Source organism: Arthrobacter sp. ISL-48, assembly GCF_018613805.1.
Taxonomy (GTDB): domain Bacteria; phylum Actinomycetota; class Actinomycetes; order Actinomycetales; family Micrococcaceae; genus Arthrobacter.
Genome location: NZ_JAGGPL010000003.1, coordinates 700,139 through 717,487, shown reverse-complemented (window position 1 = coordinate 717,487; position 17,349 = coordinate 700,139). Strand labels below are relative to the sequence as shown.

Sequence of the window (17,349 nt, the reverse complement as noted above, 5' to 3'; positions counted from 1 at the left end):
ACCCACAAAGGGGCGTGGCCGGGCTGCGGCGGTTTTGGCGGCTTGCGGACGTTTGCCGACGTCAGAGCTGTGCCGCACGAAGCGCGAGACGCACATCACGTCTTCTCGATTTGGCCCCCCGTTCACCTGACGGTAGAGTTGATCTTGCGACGCGGGGTGGAGCAGTTCGGTAGCTCGCTGGGCTCATAACCCAGAGGTCACAGGTTCAAATCCTGTCCCCGCAACTGACGGAAGGCCCGGATCTGGAGACAGGTCCGGGCCTTCCTGTTTAAGGAGTCTTCAGTATTCGGTGCTGTGGGGGCCCCCGGAGGGCGCAGGCGGATGTGGAGAAAGTGGCCGCCAAAGTAGGGTAGTGTTGATCAAGCGACGCGGGGTGGAGCAGTTCGGTAGCTCGCTGGGCTCATAACCCAGAGGTCACAGGTTCAAATCCTGTCCCCGCAACAAGATGGAGGCCCCGACCGGCAGTTACGCCGGCCGGGGCCTCCTTTTTGCTCGAATGCCAGCAGTCCCTAGTATTCTCTTTCGCAGAGCCTCACATTTTGAGCACTGGCCAGTCATTCTCGAGAGGAATGTTGTTCGATGTCCACATCCACCAAGAAGCCCGGGTCCGCGGCAGGCAAGCGGTCAAGATTCTACTGGGGTGTCCCTGGCGCTCTCGTGGTGCTGGTATTGGTGGTGCTTCTTGCGAAGTGGATGACGGGACTTCCGGCGGTCGCCTCCTTCCTTGCGGACTATCCCGGCCATTCGGAGCTTCCCGAGGGCGCGCCCGTTGGTTTCCCGGCATGGCTGGGGTGGCAACATTTCCTGAATGCCTTCTTCCTGCTCCTCATCATTCGGACAGGCTGGCAGGTGCGGACGACCACGCGCCCCAGCGGGCACTGGACGCGCAACAACAAGGGCCTGATCAAGACGAAGACGCCTCCCACCAAGATCACGCTTGAGCTCTGGTTCCACCTGACGCTGGACGTATTGTGGATCCTGAATGGGCTGGTTTTCGCGGTTCTGCTGTTCGCGACCGGGCAGTGGGCGCGGATCGTCCCCACGAGCTGGGATGTTGTCCCGAATGCCTTGTCGGCTGCACTTCAGTACGCGTCCCTGAACTGGCCCACAGAGAACGGCTGGGTGAACTACAACGCGCTTCAGTTGCTCACATATTTTGTCACGGTCTTCATTGCCGCCCCGCTTGCCTTCATCTCCGGCATCCGGACCTCCTCCGCCTGGCCGAAGAAAGCGAGTGGCCTGAATAGGGCGTTCCCGATTGAGCTGGCACGGGCCATCCATTTCCCGGTGATGATCTACTTCGTCGCGTTCATTGTGGTCCATGTCTTCCTGGTCCTGGCCACGGGAGCCCTGCGCAACCTGAACCACATGTACGGCGGCAGCGACGACGCCGGCTGGTTCGGATTCTGGGTCTTCGTCGCCTCAGTGGCCGTCATGGTGGCGGCCTGGTTCCTGGCCCGGCCCATCTTCCTTCGTCCCATAGCCTCACTGATGGGCAAAGTCAGCCGCTGACGCAGCCATGCTGCTAAGCACAGCGAAGGCCGGGGTTCTTCATGAACCCCGGCCTTCGCTGTGCTCCCCGGGGCCTTTGCCCCCGTGCTGGCTAGAGCTTGTCGAAATCAGCTTCGTCGACGGTTGATTCCGAGGCAGCGGAGGCGCCGGAAGCACCGATAGCGGGCTTGGCGTTGCCGGACTTGAGCGCGGCCAGTCTTGCTTCGATTTCAACCTGTTCGCCAAGGTCCTCAAGCTGGTTGAACTGCGCATCCAGGCTGGACTCGGTAAGTTCCTGCTGTCCCCGCACCTTGGCCTCTTCGCGGCGGATCTTCTCTTCGAAGCGGCCCACCTCGCTCGTGGGGTCCATGAAATCGATGCTCTTGATGGCGTCGTGGACCTGCGACTGCGCTGCGGCCGTCTTGGAACGGGCCACAAGTTCGTTGCGCTTGCTGGTGAGCTCGTTGAGCTTGCCCTTCATCTGGCCCAGCCCGGTCTTGAGCTTGTCCACCACCTCCGACTGCGAGGCGATGCTGGGCTCGGCGCCCTTAGCCTCGCTCTCCGCGGACATCTGGCGCTGCAGGGCTACCTTGGCAAGGTTGTCGAATTTCTCCGCGTCGGCCGCATTGCCGCTGCCGCGGTACTCGTCCGCTTTGCGCGAGGCCGCGAGGGCCTTGTTGCCCCAGTCCCGGGCGTTCCTGATGTCCTCGTTGTAGTCATCCTGGAGCATGCGCAGGTTCCCGATGGTCTGCGCAACTGCCGATTCGGCTTCCGCGATGTTGTTCGTGTAGTCCCGGACCATCTGGTCCAGCATCTTCTGCGGATCCTCAGCGTTGTCCAGCAAAGAGTTGACGTTTGCTTTTGCAAGCTGCGCGATTCGGCCGAAAATGGACTGTTTTACCATGTTGTTGCCTTTCGTCCTGCTCAGTGGTGGGCCACTGAAATCAGTGAACAGTTGTTGTACCGCTTCTATTCGCCGGCCGGTTCATTCCGGCTAGCGCTAGTTTTAGTTGTCTAGAAGTCCCCGCCGCCGGAGTCCCCGCCCCAACCGCCGCCGGAGTCCCCGCCGAAGCCGCCACCGTCTCCGCCACCCCAGCCGCCGCCGTCGCTGTGGCCGCCGCCCCAGCCGCCACCACTGCCGCCGTTGAGGATGGAATTGATGAGAATGCCGCCCAGGATGGCGCCTCCGAGGCCGCCTCCGCCTCCGCCGAACATTCCGCCGCCGCCGTAGCCTTGGTTGGCATAGCCGCCGAAGTTGTCGACGTCGGCCTGGGCAAGCTGCGCTGCCTGGGCCGCCAGGGCGTGGGCCTGCTGGGCATACGTGAGTGCCGTCACCGGATCATTGCGCGAGATGGAGAGCGCGTAATCGAGATTGCGCTGGGACTCGGCGAGGCGCGTTCGGGCCTCTGTCCCCACTCCGCCGCGGCGGGCCGTGATGTAGTCCGAAGTGGCACTGATCTGGGCCTGGGCGGACATAATGGTCTGCTGCAGCGAGGCCTGGGCACGTCGGGCCTGTTCCTGCTGGTCACGTATACCAGTCAGCCCCTGGTCCAAAGCCTGATGGGCGGTTTCCACGCGCTGGAGGGTCGCGATGGGGTCAATCTTGCCGCCCTGGATCTCGGCCCTAACTTGGCCCAATGCGGCCTCTACGCCCGCGACGGGGCCGGCAAGCTCGGGGTGGGCGCCGGACTGGATCATGGCCTTCGCCTGGGCAAGATCCTGGGAGGTCTCGACGACGGCGGCCTCGAGCCCGCTGCGCGCCTCATCCAGGCTTGACGAGACCTTGGCTATGGCATCGAGAAGGACGTTGGTCTGGTGCAGGCTTTCTTCGGAGGCCCGGACGGCAACGGCCGCCAGGCTGCTTTCGCCCGCGGCGAGCTTCTCCTGGGCGGTGGCTGTGGCGTTCTGCACAAAGGCAAGACGTTCTTTCGCCTGACTGATGTTGTCCGAGACCTGTACGAGGGCGCTGTCCGCATACTTGGAGCGCAGCGTGGCCAGAGACTGTTCGGCGTTCGCGATCTTGGCATCAGCTTCCTGCGCCCCGGCGCTGACGGCAGCCAGCGCCTGCGGAGCGTTCTTCTCCAGTTCCCGCAATGAATCGAAGTCCGCCTTCTGCTCCTGCAGTGAGGCCAGGGCCGCCTCTGAACAGCGGATGATTTCGCCCAGCCAGCTCCGCTGCTGCTCTTCGGTATCTGGAATGTGGTCATCCAGTTGCTGCTGCAGCTTGAACGACTCGGACATGTGGGCCTGTGCCTCCGCCAAGGCTTTGGTGAAGTTGCCAACGGCCGCATCTCCGTACTGGGCCTGGGCGAACATCAGCTCCTGCTCGCTGGATTTAATGGCGTCATCCGCCTCAATGATCAGCGACCCGCTCTTGCGCCGGAGATCCTCCACACTGAGCGAGGCCAGGGGGTCCAGCTCGGCGCCCTGCGGGCCGTAACTCGCGCTGGATGCCAAGGCGGCCTTCTTGCGCCGGTTGCGGAAGTATAGGTAGGCGCCCGCTCCACCGGCAACAACAACTCCGGTCCCTACCAGGACTGCAGTTCCTGCGCCGGCCCCCGAGGGAACCGTGCCGCTTCCGCCGCCGGCGGCGTCACCAATCGCCGCAGCAGTGTCAATCGCAGCCTGGGCATAATCACCGCTGCGAAGCTGTGGATCCACGGCACTCTTGATGATGGTTTCCCGCTTGGCGTCGCTGATGGTGCTGTTGTCGGGTTTGCTGAGCTGGTACTTTCGGGAATCAGTAGCTACCGCCAACAGCATCGAGTTTTTGCTCAGTTGTGCGGTGGTGGCCACCTTAGCCGCCCATTCTGACGGGACGGAAGGGTTAGTGAACGTCTTCACGTAGACCACGTAAAGGTTCATCTGATGATCCGTGCCGAGTTTCTTGATGGCGGCCTCGACGTCGGCCTTCTTGCTGCCTAGAACATTGGCCTTGTCGGCTATCTTCGATGCGGGATCCAGAGTCACCGGATCCTCGGCCCAGGCCGCGCCGGCGGGAACCGCCAACAACCCGGCCAGGCCGATCACGGCGAGAATACGTTTGAACTTTGACCGCATGTGCAACCCTTCAGCACGCCTGACACCGATTCGGGACGAATCAGTCGTCTTAGAATGCAGCAGCGCCCCCACGCGTGGTGTAAAAGCCGCAGGTCGCTGTGGCAATTCCTCTTGATTCTATGGTGCACCTATTGGTGCGTCCACAAGGCCGAATATGCCACCAGCGAAACGAATCCAGGCACGGGACCACGCCACCTGAAAAGCTGCGAAGGGCCATTCAGGAACCTCCCAGCCAACGTCCGCCCTAGTTCCAGCCAGAGAGTCCATAGTTAATACAGACGAGGATGAAAGGAAGTCCAATGACTGAGAACCCAACCCCGGGTGCAGCGCCTGAGAACCGGAATCCGGCCCAAGGGCAATCACCGGAGGCGCAGGACGGGCACCAGCCGGAACCCCGGTACGGACAGAACCCCACGCCATTGCACAACGGGATCTCCGGAGAAGGGGATCACCACACTCCCGCAGGCGACGCGGGTTCGGAGGGGCGCAATCACCCGACCGAGCGGCTGGACCCCCCGCAGGAACCTGCGCACCCCACCCAGCAACTCCCTGGTGCTCCTCGTCCTGTCTACCCTCCTCGCGAACCGTTCTATGGACAGCAAAGCCCAGAACAGCAGAACCAGCAGAACACCGGACAGTACAACTACGGCCAGCAGGACCCCGGGCACCATAATTCCGGCCAGTACAACCCGGACCAGCAGTACGCCCAGCACGGAGCACATTCGGCGGCCCCGGCCGGCCACACCGGAAGCGTCGGCATCGCTCCGAACCCCGCCGATGCGCCCCGCCGAAAGGCCGCCTTCGGAGTCGGAACCCTTGTGGCCAGCATCCTGGCTGCCGGGCTGGTGGGCGGCGGCGTTGCCACCGTGGGATCCGCCAACCTCTTCAGCAATGGCTCCTCGTCACCAGTGAGCAGCAGCAACCAGCCGGGCACCGTCATCGTCAACAACAAGGACGACGTCAATGCCATCACGGCCGCCGCCTTGAAAGCATCCCCGAGCGTCGTCACCATCAGCGCGACCAGCGGCAGCTCCGGCGGCACCGGCTCCGGCATTATCCTGGACAACGACGGTCACATCCTGACGAATACGCACGTGGTAACCCTGGACGGCCAGACGGCCAGCGCCGTCATCGAGGTACGGACCAGCGACGGCAAGGTCATTCCTGCCAAGGTGGTGGGCACCGACCCGCTGTCCGACCTCGCAGTCATCCAAGTGGAGAACGCTTCCGGCCTGACCGCAGCCACCCTCGGGGATTCCTCCAAACTCAACGTGGGGGATACCGCGATCGCCATCGGTTCCCCATTGGGACTTACCGGCACCGTCACTGACGGTATTGTCTCCACCCTCAACCGCACCATCAGCGTTGCTTCGTCCGCGGCACCGAAAAACGGCGACGATTCCCAGGGCGGCGATCAGGGCTTCCAGTTCGCCCCTCCCGGCGGCGGGCAGGGCCAGAGCACCGCGGGGCAGGGCTCCATTTCCATCAACGTGATCCAGACGGACGCCGCAATCAACCCCGGCAACTCCGGCGGAGCGCTGGTCAACTCGAAGGGCGAGATCATCGGCGTGAACGTGGCCATCGCCTCCGCGGGTTCTGATTCGACGTCATCATCCCAGAGCGGGAACATCGGCGTGGGCTTCAGCATCCCCATCAACCACGCCAAGCGCGTCGCGCAGGAAATTATTGCTAACGGCAAGGTGTCCCACGGACAGCTGGGCGTGAGCGTCAAGGACAAGTCCACCTCGGGCTCAACGTCCGGCTTCTCGGTGGGAGCAGATGTTGCCACCGTTGAATCCGGTTCCGCGGCCGCCAAGGCGGGCATCAAAGTGGGGGACGTGGTGACCAAGTTCAACGACCTGGCCATCAGCGACCCCAACCAGCTGACGGCTGCTGTGCGTGAACAGGCAGGCGGAGCCACGGTTAAGATCACCGTCCTGCGCAACGGCCAGGAGCAGACGCTGGACGTCACGCTGGGTACCGCTCCCGACCAGTAGGAAGCACTGCACGCAAAGGAAGCACGGCAAAAGCAGTCCGACGACGGCGGAGGTCACCTTTATCGGTGCCCTCCGCCGTCGCCGTCTGTCCGGTACCTGACAGGCCGGCTGACACAGGCGTTAACGGGACCGCGCCGGGACCCGGCTATATGGTTAGCTAGGAGCTACCCGTACCCCGGGCGTTCCGCGGCCATGTCCTCACCCGGCTGGCTATCCACAAGCATGGAAGGCTGCTGTAAATACAGTGGAAGAGACATTGAAGATCATCGTCCTGGTCAAGCATGTACCGGACGCGCAGTTCGACCGTCACCTCAACGGGGAGGGCCATACCACGGACCGCGACGAAAGCATCCTGTCGGAGCTGGACGAATACGCCCTGGAGGCCGCACTGCAGCTGGCCGAAGCCCGCGGCGGCAGCAAGGCCGGCAACCAGGTCATTGCCCTGAGCATGGGACCTGCCGGCGCCGTGAACGCCGTGAAGAAGTCACTGCAGATGGGTGCCACCGAAGGTTTCCACCTCACAGACGACGCCCTCGCCGGATCCGACGCCGCCGCCACTTCACTGGCGCTCGCAGCAGCCATCCGCCACATCGGCACAGGCGCGCCGGTGGACCTCGTCCTCACCGGCATGGCATCCACCGATGGCGAAACGTCCCTCGTACCCGCGCAGCTGGCGGAGCGGCTCGGTCTTCCGCAGGTAACTTTCGCGTCGTCATTGGAGGTCGACGGCGAACGCCTCACCGCGCGTCGGGACGCGGACACGTACTCCGAGACCGTGGAAGCGTCACTGCCGGCAGTGGTGTCGGTAACGGACCAGATCAACGAGCCGCGCTACCCCAACTTCAAGGGCATCATCGCCGCCAAGCGCAAGAGCATCACCACACTCTCGCTGGCGGACATTGGCGTTGATCGCTCGCAGGTGGGCCGCGCAGGATCCTGGACCACAGTGACGTCGGCGGAGGAACGTCCGCCACGCACCGCCGGCACCATCATCACCGACGAAGGCGACGCCGGCATCAAGCTGGTGGACTTCCTGGCCGCCCAGAAGCTGCTCTAAGAGGGATCACAGACATGGCAAAAGTACTCGTATTCATTGACAACCCGGGCGACGCCCTGAAGAAGAGCAGCCTGGAGCTGCTGACCCTCGGGCGTTCCCTGGGGGAGACTGCCGTCGTGCTCAACGGCGACCTGCGCACCGACGTCTCGGACGCATTCGCGGAATACGGCGTCAGCGCGGTCTACCAGCCATCGGCGCAGGACCTGGACGGCTACCTGGTGGCCCCCAAGGCTGCCTATCTGGCGGCTGCCGTTGAAGCGGCAGGTGCCGGCACAGTGCTCCTGGATAACTCGCCCGAAGGCAAGGAGATCGCTGCCCGGCTGGGCATCCGCTTGAGCGCAGGCGTCATTACGGACGTTGTGGCGGTCGACGCCGACGGGACAGCTCACAAATCCGTCCTGGCCGGCTCCTACACCACCGCCGCCAAGGTGACGACGCCGGTGGCCGTGCTGACGGTGAAGGCCAACAACGTGACGCCCGAGCCGGCGGCCAGTCCAAGTGCTCCTGAAGCCGCGACTGTTGAGGTCCCTGCCGGCAGCACTGCCGCAGCTGCACGCATCACCGATCGCCAGCAGAAAACAGCAAGTGGCCGTCCGGACCTGACCGACGCCCGGATCGTGGTGGCTGGCGGGCGGGGGCTAGACGGTGACTTTGGCCCGGTGGAGCAGCTGGCAGACGCATTGGGCGCCGCCGTGGGTGCTTCCCGTGCGGCTACGGACGCCGGCTGGATCAGCCACGACGCCCAGGTAGGCCAGACGGGCAAAACGGTCTCCCCGCAGCTGTATATTTCTGCAGGCATCTCCGGTGCCATCCAGCAGAAGGCCGGCATGCAGACGGCCAAGGTCATTGTGGCAGTGAATAAGGACGCCGAATCACCCGTTTTCGAGATCGCCGACTTTGGCATCATCGGGGACCTTTTCGACGTCCTTCCCCAGGCCACGGAAGAGATCAAGAAGCGAAAAGGCTGATCCTTTGACTGACCACGCTGTTCCAGCACAAAGCCCGTTCAACCCGGTCACGCACCGGGTTGGGCGGGTGCTCTGTTTCGCGGCCCATCCTGACGATATCGACTTCGGAGCCGCGGGCACTATCGCTGCCTGGACGGCTGCTGGTGTCCAGGTCAGCTACTGCATCATGACCGACGGCGACGCCGGCGGCTTCGACCCTGCCCACCGCGCTGAAATCATCGCGCTGCGTGCGGCCGAGCAGGAGCGGGCGGCAGCGATCGTCGGGGTCACCGACATCCACTACCTCCACGAACGGGACGGGTTTCTCGAACCGAATCACCAGGTGATGTGGGGGGTGGTGAAGCTGATCCGGGAAATCCGGCCCGACGTCGTGCTTTCCATGCACCCGGAGCGCAACTGGAGCCGCATCCAGAAGAGCCACCCGGACCACCTGGCGGTAGGGGAAGCGGTGACGCGCGCCATCTACCCCGCGGTCGAAAACCCTTACGCGTATCCGGAGCTCGCTGAGTCCGGACTGCAGGCGTACAAGGTTCCGTGGCTGTGGCTCTACGCAGGTCCTGAAGAGCGGGAAAACCACTTCGTTGATGTCACCGGGCACGTGGGGAGCAAACTTGAAGCGATCCACGTCCACGTCAGCCAGCATCCGGACGTCGAAGCAATGGAAGCGGCCGTCAGGAATGGGATGCTCCTGAACGCGAGGAGGGCCGGACTGCCGGACGGGCGCAGTGCCGAGGCTTTCCATGTCGTCACAATCAACGGCCCGGGGACCATCGCCGGCTTCTAGGATTGCTACTGCTGTAATCCGTGTCATATGCTTGCCTCTGTTTAAATCATATTTATTCAGGAAGGCAGACTTTGATGGCGAAGACTGCGCAACAGCCCGTATTGGTGATCATGGGCGTCTCAGGATCGGGCAAATCAACGGTGGCCGGCGTTGTTGCCGGCACGCTCGGCTGGGACCTCGCGGAAGGCGACGACCTGCATCCGGAGGTGAACGTTGCCAAAATGCAGGCAGGCATCCCGCTGACTGATGAAGACCGATGGCCATGGCTTGAAACCATTGCGGCCTGGATCCGGCAGCATACGGAGACCGGCAGGCCGGGCGTGATCACCTGCTCGGCCTTGAAGAAGAGATACCGGGACGTCCTGCGGGGTGAAGGCGTGGTCTTCGTCTTCCTCCAGGGCAGCAAGGACAAAATCTCCGGACGCCTGGCCTCCCGGCACGGCCATTTCATGCCGCCCGCGCTGCTGGAATCCCAGTTCGACGCCCTTGAAGCGCCCACGGAAGACGAAAACCATATCTCCCTATGTGTCTCTGCCACCCCTGCCGAGGAAGCCCAGGAAATCATCGACACCCTCGGCCTCGGCAACCCCGCCGTTGCCCCGGGCAAGAACTAGGAACCCATCATGAATTCTGTAGTAACGGGGCAGCTTCCCGCTGCCGTTGAGGACTGGACGGGGCACGACACCCAGCTCCTGGTCGTGGCCGGTCTCGGCATTGCCCTGATAGTGGTCCTCATCGCGAAGTTCAAGCTCCATCCCTTCCTGGCCCTGGTACTGGGGTCTGCCTTCGTCGGCCTGGCCTCAGGGGTGGAGCTGGCCAAGGTGATCAGTAACTTCGAGGACGGGGTTGGCGGCGTCCTCAAGGAAGTCGGCCTCCTCATTGCCCTCGGAGCAATGCTGGGCAAGCTGCTGGCGGACTCGGGCGGCGCAAACCGCGTGGTGGACACGCTGCTGGCAAAGGCCGGCGGAAACAAGGTGGTGTGGTCCATCACCCTGGTGGCGGTCATCATCGGCCTTCCAATGTTCTTCGAGATCGGCCTGGTCCTCCTGCTTCCGGTCATCGTGCTTGTCACCCAGCGCTCCAGGATGCCGCTGATGCGGATTGCCATCCCTGCCCTGGCAGGCCTTTCCGTACTTCACGGCCTGGTTCCTCCGCACCCGGGACCCCTCATCGCCATCAGTGCAGTCAAGGCAGAGCTGGGCACAACTCTCGCGCTGGGAATCCTCGTTGCTATCCCCACGGTCATCATCTGCGGCCCCCTGTTTTCGCGGCTGGCCGCCCGGTGGGTACCCGTAGGCGCTCCGGCGGTGGCGGGCGGTATTGATACCGAGCACGGCGCTGACATGGAAGGGGTGAAGCGCCAGCCCAGCTTCCTCGTCACGTTGCTCACGATCATCTTCCCGGTGGTCCTGATGCTGCTCAAGGCAGTGGTGGACATCATCTGGCCTGATCCGGCGACGGCTCCCGCCATCCGGACCTTCTTCGACTTCGTGGGCCAGCCCCTGGTGGCCATGACACTTGCGGTGCTCCTTGCAATCATCACGTTCGGGTATGCCGTAGGGTTCAGCGGCAACCGGATCACGTCCAAGATCGGTGCCAGCCTCGGCCCCATCGCCGCAATCCTGCTGATCGTCGGCGCCGGCGGCGGCTTCAAGCAGACCTTGATCGGAGCCGGTGTGGGCGACGCAGTGAAGAAGTGGGCGGAGGGCACCAATATGTCGGTCCTGGTCCTCGGCTTTATCGTGGCTGTGGCCCTTCGCCTGGCTACCGGCTCCGCCACCGTCGCGACAGTCACCGCAGCCGGAATCGTTGCGCCCCTGGCCAGTTCACTGACCCCCACCCACGCAGCGCTGCTGGCCCTCGCCGTCGGGGCAGGGTCCTTGTTCCTTTCCCACGTCAACGACGCCGGTTTCTGGCTGGTCAAGGAACTCTTCGGGTTGACCGTGGGCCAGACTTTCAAGACCTGGTCGGTGATGGAAACGCTGATTTCTGTGGTCGGCTTCGGCTTCGTGATGCTTCTGTCGCTCATAATTTAGCCCCCGGCCACCTGGGCCTGACCAGGGCCCCGTTGCTCGCCTTCCGTCAGGAAGACGTGCAACGGGGCTTTTGGTCCTAAATCGGGCGTAAACGCAGTGAATCAGGTACCAAGTGGGGCGGCAGCCACCGTGGGCAAGGTCGGGGAAGTGGAACCACCCACGGGTTCCACCGTGAAACCCAAAGCGGCCGCCGAGGCGATGCCCTTCACCAACGCGGGCTTGGAAAGTGCTGCTTCGTCCATCAGGCCCTGCGACACCGGTGCCGAGCCGTCCTTCGGGATCAGCCACATCTGGTAAACCTTGCCCTCCGGAGGGGCAGGAACCCCGTTCATTCTGACCACCACTGCGTCCTTTGACGGGGAAATCAGGACGGTGGCCCTTCCGCCGCCGGAGACGTCGACAGATTCTTCCCGGACGTCGTCCGCCCGGACCACCTGGTTCAACGGATCGTTCTGGTCGGCGATGTAGGCACCCACGCCGACACCGCCGAGCGCGAGTACTGCTGCGGCCGCGATGCCTGCCAGCCAGCGGCGCGGACCGGACTGCCGGCGTCGTTGTTCCCGGCGTTGCCTGGCATCGGACAGATCATCGCGCGTGTGCGTCGTTTCGCTGTCGTGCGCGGCCGGCGAAACGTCCGCAGCATTAGGCGGCGCTTCCGCCCCGGCCTGAGCTGCAGCGGGCGGCGCTCCGGCGGGCGGCAGCGACTGGGCCGGCAGTTGCGAAACGATGCGCGCGAACAGATCTGTGGGGGGTTCTTCCTCGGCAGTGAACGTTGCCGCGAGGCTTTCCCGGGCCTGGCGGACCCGCTCGAGGAAGGAGCTGCGCTCAGCTTCCGAGACTGAGGAAATGTACTGTTCAATCGCCGAGCGTTCGGCCACGGTCACTGCATCGAGGGCATAGAGTTCGGCCAAATCCACGGCACGCCCTGAGGCAAGGTCGGTGGCTACGGTCTCGCCGAACGGGCCCGGCCGGCGGCTGCCTTCGTGATTGTTCATGTCGGTCATCTCAACTCACCCCCAGACAGGTCTTTAAGCGGATCAGCCCGTCGCGTATGCGGGACTTGATGGTCGGTACGGCGGCATCCAGCCGTTCGGCAACCTCGCGGTACGTGAGTCCGCCATAGTAGGCCAGCCGAACAGACTCCTGTTGCGTATCAGTCAATGTTTCCAGGCATCGGCCGACTGCCTCGGCTTCAAGCTTGCTGTGCACTTCATCGGAAACGGAATCGTGGTCAATGTCCTGGCTGCTGGCGCCGTACCGGGCTTCCCGGTCAGTGGAGGACTGTGAGGACCTTACCTTGTCCACGGCCCGGCGGTGCGAGATGGTCATCAGCCACGAGAGCGGGCTTCCTACTGCCGGGTTGAACTTGGACGCGTTCTGCCAAACCTGCAGGAAGACCTCCTGGGTGGCGTCCTCGCTGAGTTCAGCATCGATCAGGACCCTTCGCGCCATGCCGAAAACTCGCCGGGATGTCAGTTGGTAGAACTCAGCGAACGCGGCCTGGTCGCCGTGGGCGATGCGGCCGAGCAGGCCGGCAAGGCGTTGGCTGAGTTCGGCCGGCGAGTCTGTGACGGCGGCCCGGGCCTGGGAGTCTGGCGCGTTGGGAGTTTCCATCACTACCAAGCATAGGTCTTGCGGCGGCGGACTATCGGCGGCAGCGCAGCCGCCGCAAGGAACAAGGGGATCCTGATGGTCTGTCGCTTGCCCTGCCTCCAGTAGTGTCACCTGCCGCTCCTCGCCGATGATGAATGTTCTCAGGAGTGATTCGGTGCAGATGACGGTGCGGATTGCCGGGGAGGCCGGTCAGATCCGGGCGCCGGCAAATCCGTGCTGGCGCCAGGCTTCGTAGACCGCGATGGACGCAGCATTGGCGAGATTCAGCGAGCGGAGGGAAGGCAGCATGGGCAGGCGTACCGTGGCCGTTACATGCGGATCGCGCTTGACATGGTCTGACAGGCCCACGGACTCCTGCCCGAACATCAGCACATCGCCGGGAGAGTATCCGATGTCTGTGTAACTGGCCTGCCCGTCCGAGGTGAAGGCATACACGTGCTCCGGCTGCAATTCCTGCCAGGCGGCCTCGATGGTCTTGTGCATGGTGACGACGGCGAGGTCGTGGTAGTCAAGTCCCGCGCGCCGGAGCTTTGCGTCGGAAAAATCGAAGCCCAGGGGTTCCACAAGGTGCAGTTCGGCGCCGGTAATGGCTGCGAGCCGGATGGCGTTGCCGGTGTTGCCCGGAATTTCAGGAGTGATAAAGAGGATACGGAACACCGTCCCATCCTAGTCAGCCGGGCAACGACGTCAGTGCATGCCCCGAAGCAGCCTGGCAAGTACGGACACGTTGACGGTGTTGGGCGCGGGTCCGGAGGATAGGAACTGCTTGAGACCGCGGACCAGGCCCGCAGCGTTGACCACCTGGACGGTGTCGTGCCCGACGGCGGAACGGCGATGACGGTCAATCACTGGCTCGTGCAGGTTGCCGTCGGTGCTGTGGATCACGGTCCAGCCGGTGACGTTCAGTTCGGGGAAGATATCCTGCATGGCCCGGACGACATGGGCCAGCTGTGGCGGGGCCACTGACCGTCCGCCGTGGTTAAGGGTCCGACCGTCCCACGCGTAGGCGCCCTTGGGCAGGAGCATGGAACTGATGAGTGCCAGCCGGTAGCCGGAGAGGAGGGCATGGTCAATGTGGCTGTTGTCCGCCGGGGACTGCAGTCCGTTGATCAGCCGGGCCGCTGGAATCGCGGGGAGCACCTGGCGACTGATGAGCTGCACGGTCCTCATTTCGCGCTGGATCCGCGCTTCGGCACCAAAAATGCCCCGCTTGCGCGGCACTCCATGGACCTGCTGGCTGGCCTGGCCAAGGGGGATCAGCGGCACCGTTCCGGCTGCTTCGTACGCGTCCGCCTCGAAGGGGGGAACGTAGAGGGGTGCATCCCCTGCGGTGTTGCGCGGAGTATTAGGACGGTGGACAGTGGCTGACGCATGGCTTCCCGCGGGCGGCGCATCAAAGTGTGCCTCCGGGGTTCCGTTCGCCGAACCATCTCCCGCCGTGCCTGCGGCATAGGAGCGGTCATAGGCGCTCCTGCGTTTCGGATCGATAAGGGTCTCATATGCCGCGGTGACCCGCCGGAAGGCCGCGGGGTCGCCACCGTGATCGGGATGGGCCTTACGGGCGGCCCGGCGGTAGGCCACCTTGATCTCCTTGTCGCTGGCAGTCACTGCGACTCGAAGCACCTGGTAATGGGAGCTGCTGCTCTCGGTCAAGCATCGTCCTTCTCTTGATATGGCCAGTCCACGGAGGCAGCCCGGTCAGCCCAGTTTAACGGCCTGCCCAGATAACGACCGTGACAGCACCAGTGGTTCCCGGGGCGTGGTCTGGCGCACTCCAGGGACTGGCCTGCTGGGCGTCTAGACTCTTGGATGACGACGGCGGGTGCGGCCAAGCGGGTGCGGAGAGTATTGGGGTGTGTGTGAAGGCATTGGTTGCGGCGCTAGTGGTGGCTGGTGGGTTGCTCGAAGTGGCAGTTCTGGGTGGCTGCAGCATCAACGTGCCCGATCCGGCCGTCCCGACACCTGAGAAGACCGCTTCCACCCTTGCCACCCCCACCATCACCCCAGGCCACGACGCCGGGGCGGTGGCTGCCAGGGACCTGCCGTTTTCAGCTGGTGGCTCCCTGGCGCCCGGAGTTCCCGTGGGAATCTCTGACGGGCTGAAAGAGTTACCCGGCTGGAAGCTGGTCAAGGACGATGTGGCCGGCGAGAGCCAGTACCTGAAAGCGGACGGGTGCCTGGTGGCTGCCAAGGTCCGCACCAACCAGTCCGCTCTTACGCGGGGTGATGACCGTGAGTCGACAGTGGGCCTCTTCACTTACCTGGACCCGAGCATCCTGCCGGAATACCTGAAGACGGAAACACTGCGTTGGGGCGGAGACCCGGAACAACCAGGGCCGTCGGTTGAGGTGCTGGTGCTTGAGCCGTCGGCCGCTCCGGGAGCCAAGGCGACCGCCATCATGGCGAGGCTGTTCGGCATGGCTGGCTCCTCTGTCTACGTTTCAGTCGCCTGTCCGGATGCCGCTGCGCTCGCCGCCGCTCGTGCTGATGTCGCGCGGCGGCTCGTGGTTGTTCCGCCGTCCAACTAGCTGGTGCAGTCTGGTCAGCGGCTTCGCCTCGATGCGGCGCGGCAAACAACGCGCCCGGCCAATGCTGCGCCAGGATCACTCCGGCCTGACGGTAGCGTGCCCAAGAGCTGGCCAAGAACTTCCTCGGCACCCCCCGGCCCTGGCGCCAACTACCCACCAGGAACTCGGCCAAAAACCCCTGCCCGGGAATCCTGCCCAAAAACCCCTGCCCAACGCTCCGCCCTGCGGACGCGGCTAGAATTGATGGGTGCCCGTATACCTGGACCATGCCGCCACCACGCCTCTTTTCGCGGAGGCGCTGGCCGCTCTGACCCGGGAACTGGCCCGCACAGGGAACCCGTCGTCTCTCCATGGCTCGGGCCGCCGTGCCCGCCGCTCCGTGGAGGATGCCAGGGAAACCATAGCGGCGGCGGCCGGCGCCCACCCCTCCGAAGTCATCTTTACCTCCGGAGGCACTGAATCGGACAACCTGGCCGTCAAGGGGCTGTACTGGTCCCGGTCCGGCGAAAACCCTTCCCGGCGCCGCATCCTCTGCTCCGCCGTCGAACACCATGCCGTACTGGACACCGTTGAATGGCTCGAGCGGCACGAGGGTGCCGACGTCACCTGGCTGCCGGTGGACGCCGACGGCGTTGTGGATCTGGAGGTCCTGGACTCTGAGCTGGCGCGTGATCCGGACACCATCGCACTCGTCACGGTCATGTGGGCCAACAACGAAGTGGGCACCATCCAGCCGGTGCAAAGGATCGTGGAGCTGGCGCATGCCGTGGGCGTGCCGGTGCATTCGGACGCTGTGCAGGCTTTTGGCTCGTTGGCGGTGGACTTCAAGGTTGCGGGCCTGGATGCCATGTCCATTTCCGGGCACAAGATCGGTGGACCGGTGGGAGTGGGGGCCCTGCTGCTCGGACGGGCAGTCAAACTGACGCCAGTGCAGCACGGCGGCGGCCAGGAACGCGATGTGCGCTCCGGGACGTTGGATACTGCCTCCATTGCTGCCTTCGCAGCGGCCGCAGAAGCCGCAACCGCCCAACTGCCAACGGAGTCCGCCCGGATCGCCGGCCTCCGCGACAGCCTGATCGACGGAGTCCTGCTGGCTGTTCCGGAGGCAGTCCTGCGTGGAGCGCCCGGCCAGGGGCGGCTTCCCGGCAATGCGCACTTCACCTTCCCTGGCTGCGAGGGGGATTCGCTGCTGTTCCTGCTGGACCTGGCTGGAGTGGAATCGTCCACAGGGTCAGCCTGTACCGCCGGAGTCCCGCGGCCATCCCACGTGCTGCTGGCAATGGGCCTGGATGAGGAAACGGCGCGCGGCGCACAGCGGTTCACGCTGGGCCACGCTTCAAGCGACGCTGACGTCGATGCCTTGCTGGCGGCCCTCCCCGACGCCTACCTGCGGGCCCGTCAGGCAGGAATGGCGGGGCATGAATCCTCCATCCAGACCGCCGGAACGGTGGCCCGTCAGGCGGCCTCCGGCAGGAGCTGATCGAGACCCACCGACCCGTCCCTCAGCCGCTCGGTCCTGGCATCAGGCTCAACATTGGTGGCTGAAACGCTCAGGCGGAGGTCGACGTCGTTCTCCCCGTACCAGCCAACCGGCACCACCGGGACGCTGTCCTTGGCCGCCTTGCCCAGTAGATATTCCTTGGACAGCGGAGGCCGCAGGTAGGGGGGTGGCTTTCGGTGCCGAGCAGGATCACAGGCCCGCCGAATCCTTCGGCCCTGAGTGTCTTGGCGGCGGTGGAGCCGGCGAGTCCGCCGCCCACAATCACAATGTTCCCGTTGGCCATGATTGGCTCCATTCCTGCGGCCGGGGCTCA

Annotated in this window: 16 protein-coding genes and 2 tRNA genes; 11 read left to right on the top strand and 7 right to left on the bottom strand. The window is 64.2% G+C overall.

Annotated features, from left to right (window positions below):
* Nucleotides 1-150 precede the first annotated feature (150 nt).
* The 3 genes from J7E83_RS07165 to J7E83_RS07155 all read left to right on the top strand — a co-directional run bounded on the left by J7E83_RS07165 (nucleotide 151) and on the right by J7E83_RS07155 (nucleotide 1,512).
* Nucleotides 151-224, top strand: a tRNA-Met gene (locus J7E83_RS07165).
* A gap of 143 nt (nucleotides 225-367) precedes the next feature.
* Nucleotides 368-441, top strand: a tRNA-Met gene (locus tag J7E83_RS07160).
* A 138-nt stretch (nucleotides 442-579) separates the two neighbouring features.
* On the top strand, nucleotides 580-1,512 hold the full coding sequence (locus J7E83_RS07155) for a cytochrome b/b6 domain-containing protein (RefSeq protein ID WP_214960343.1): 933 nt from the start codon (nucleotides 580-582) through the stop codon (nucleotides 1,510-1,512).
* 91 nt (nucleotides 1,513-1,603) lie between these two features.
* Here the strand turns inward: J7E83_RS07155 and J7E83_RS07150 are convergent, their stop codons facing one another.
* The gene (locus J7E83_RS07150) at nucleotides 1,604-2,395 is read right to left on the bottom strand and encodes a PspA/IM30 family protein (RefSeq protein WP_214960341.1); all 792 of its coding nucleotides are present in this window, start codon (nucleotides 2,393-2,395) and stop codon (nucleotides 1,604-1,606) included.
* 110 nt (nucleotides 2,396-2,505) lie between these two features.
* Complete coding sequence (locus J7E83_RS07145) at nucleotides 2,506-4,551, bottom strand: TPM domain-containing protein (protein ID WP_214960339.1); 2,046 nt, start codon at nucleotides 4,549-4,551, stop codon at nucleotides 2,506-2,508.
* A 299-nt stretch (nucleotides 4,552-4,850) separates the two neighbouring features.
* Between J7E83_RS07145 and J7E83_RS07140 the strand changes: the two genes are divergently transcribed.
* The 6 genes from J7E83_RS07140 (at nucleotide 4,851) to J7E83_RS07115 (ending at nucleotide 11,393) form a co-directional block, all read left to right on the top strand.
* Complete coding sequence (locus J7E83_RS07140; RefSeq protein ID WP_214960337.1) at nucleotides 4,851-6,548, top strand: S1C family serine protease; 1,698 nt, start codon at nucleotides 4,851-4,853, stop codon at nucleotides 6,546-6,548.
* A gap of 256 nt (nucleotides 6,549-6,804) precedes the next feature.
* Entirely contained in the window at nucleotides 6,805-7,605 is an 801-nt protein-coding gene (locus tag J7E83_RS07135; RefSeq protein ID WP_214961071.1) for an electron transfer flavoprotein subunit beta/FixA family protein, read from the top strand.
* A 14-nt stretch (nucleotides 7,606-7,619) separates the two neighbouring features.
* On the top strand, nucleotides 7,620-8,573 hold the full coding sequence (locus tag J7E83_RS07130; RefSeq protein ID WP_214960335.1) for an electron transfer flavoprotein subunit alpha/FixB family protein: 954 nt from the start codon (nucleotides 7,620-7,622) through the stop codon (nucleotides 8,571-8,573).
* Nucleotides 8,574-8,577: 4 nt separating this feature from the next.
* Nucleotides 8,578-9,357, top strand: coding sequence for a PIG-L deacetylase family protein (locus J7E83_RS07125; RefSeq protein ID WP_214960333.1), 780 nt, complete (start codon nucleotides 8,578-8,580; stop codon nucleotides 9,355-9,357).
* 74 nt (nucleotides 9,358-9,431) lie between these two features.
* Complete coding sequence (locus J7E83_RS07120; RefSeq protein ID WP_214960331.1) at nucleotides 9,432-9,971, top strand: gluconokinase; 540 nt, start codon at nucleotides 9,432-9,434, stop codon at nucleotides 9,969-9,971.
* 9 nt (nucleotides 9,972-9,980) lie between these two features.
* The gene (locus J7E83_RS07115) at nucleotides 9,981-11,393 is read left to right on the top strand and encodes a gluconate:H+ symporter (RefSeq protein WP_214960329.1); all 1,413 of its coding nucleotides are present in this window, start codon (nucleotides 9,981-9,983) and stop codon (nucleotides 11,391-11,393) included.
* Nucleotides 11,394-11,494: 101 nt separating this feature from the next.
* Here the strand turns inward: J7E83_RS07115 and J7E83_RS07110 are convergent, their stop codons facing one another.
* The 4 genes from J7E83_RS07110 to J7E83_RS07095 all read right to left on the bottom strand — a co-directional run bounded on the left by J7E83_RS07110 (nucleotide 11,495) and on the right by J7E83_RS07095 (nucleotide 14,660).
* Nucleotides 11,495-12,397 (bottom strand): anti-sigma factor, encoded by a 903-nt coding sequence (locus J7E83_RS07110; protein WP_214960327.1) that lies wholly within the window; start codon nucleotides 12,395-12,397, stop codon nucleotides 11,495-11,497.
* 1 nt (nucleotide 12,398) lies between these two features.
* Nucleotides 12,399-13,007, bottom strand: coding sequence for an ECF RNA polymerase sigma factor SigK (sigK, locus tag J7E83_RS07105; RefSeq protein ID WP_214960325.1), 609 nt, complete (start codon nucleotides 13,005-13,007; stop codon nucleotides 12,399-12,401).
* Between the two features lie 189 nt (nucleotides 13,008-13,196).
* Entirely contained in the window at nucleotides 13,197-13,664 is a 468-nt protein-coding gene (locus J7E83_RS07100; protein ID WP_214960323.1) for a tRNA (cytidine(34)-2'-O)-methyltransferase, read from the bottom strand.
* A 30-nt stretch (nucleotides 13,665-13,694) separates the two neighbouring features.
* Entirely contained in the window at nucleotides 13,695-14,660 is a 966-nt protein-coding gene (locus J7E83_RS07095) for a J domain-containing protein (RefSeq protein ID WP_214960321.1), read from the bottom strand.
* A gap of 206 nt (nucleotides 14,661-14,866) precedes the next feature.
* Between J7E83_RS07095 and J7E83_RS07090 the strand changes: the two genes are divergently transcribed.
* Both J7E83_RS07090 and J7E83_RS07085 read left to right on the top strand, forming a co-directional pair.
* Nucleotides 14,867-15,535: a hypothetical protein gene (locus J7E83_RS07090; RefSeq protein WP_311379597.1), complete on the top strand. Its 669-nt coding sequence runs from the start codon at nucleotides 14,867-14,869 to the stop codon at nucleotides 15,533-15,535.
* Nucleotides 15,536-15,782: 247 nt separating this feature from the next.
* Nucleotides 15,783-17,015, top strand: coding sequence for a cysteine desulfurase family protein (locus tag J7E83_RS07085; protein ID WP_214960319.1), 1,233 nt, complete (start codon nucleotides 15,783-15,785; stop codon nucleotides 17,013-17,015).
* Here J7E83_RS07085 and J7E83_RS21070 read toward each other — a convergent pair.
* Nucleotides 16,991-17,131, bottom strand: coding sequence for a hypothetical protein (locus J7E83_RS21070; RefSeq protein WP_251043477.1), 141 nt, complete (start codon nucleotides 17,129-17,131; stop codon nucleotides 16,991-16,993). The two genes, J7E83_RS07085 and J7E83_RS21070, sit on opposite strands and share 25 nt — an antisense overlap.
* Nucleotides 17,132-17,349 lie beyond the last annotated feature (218 nt).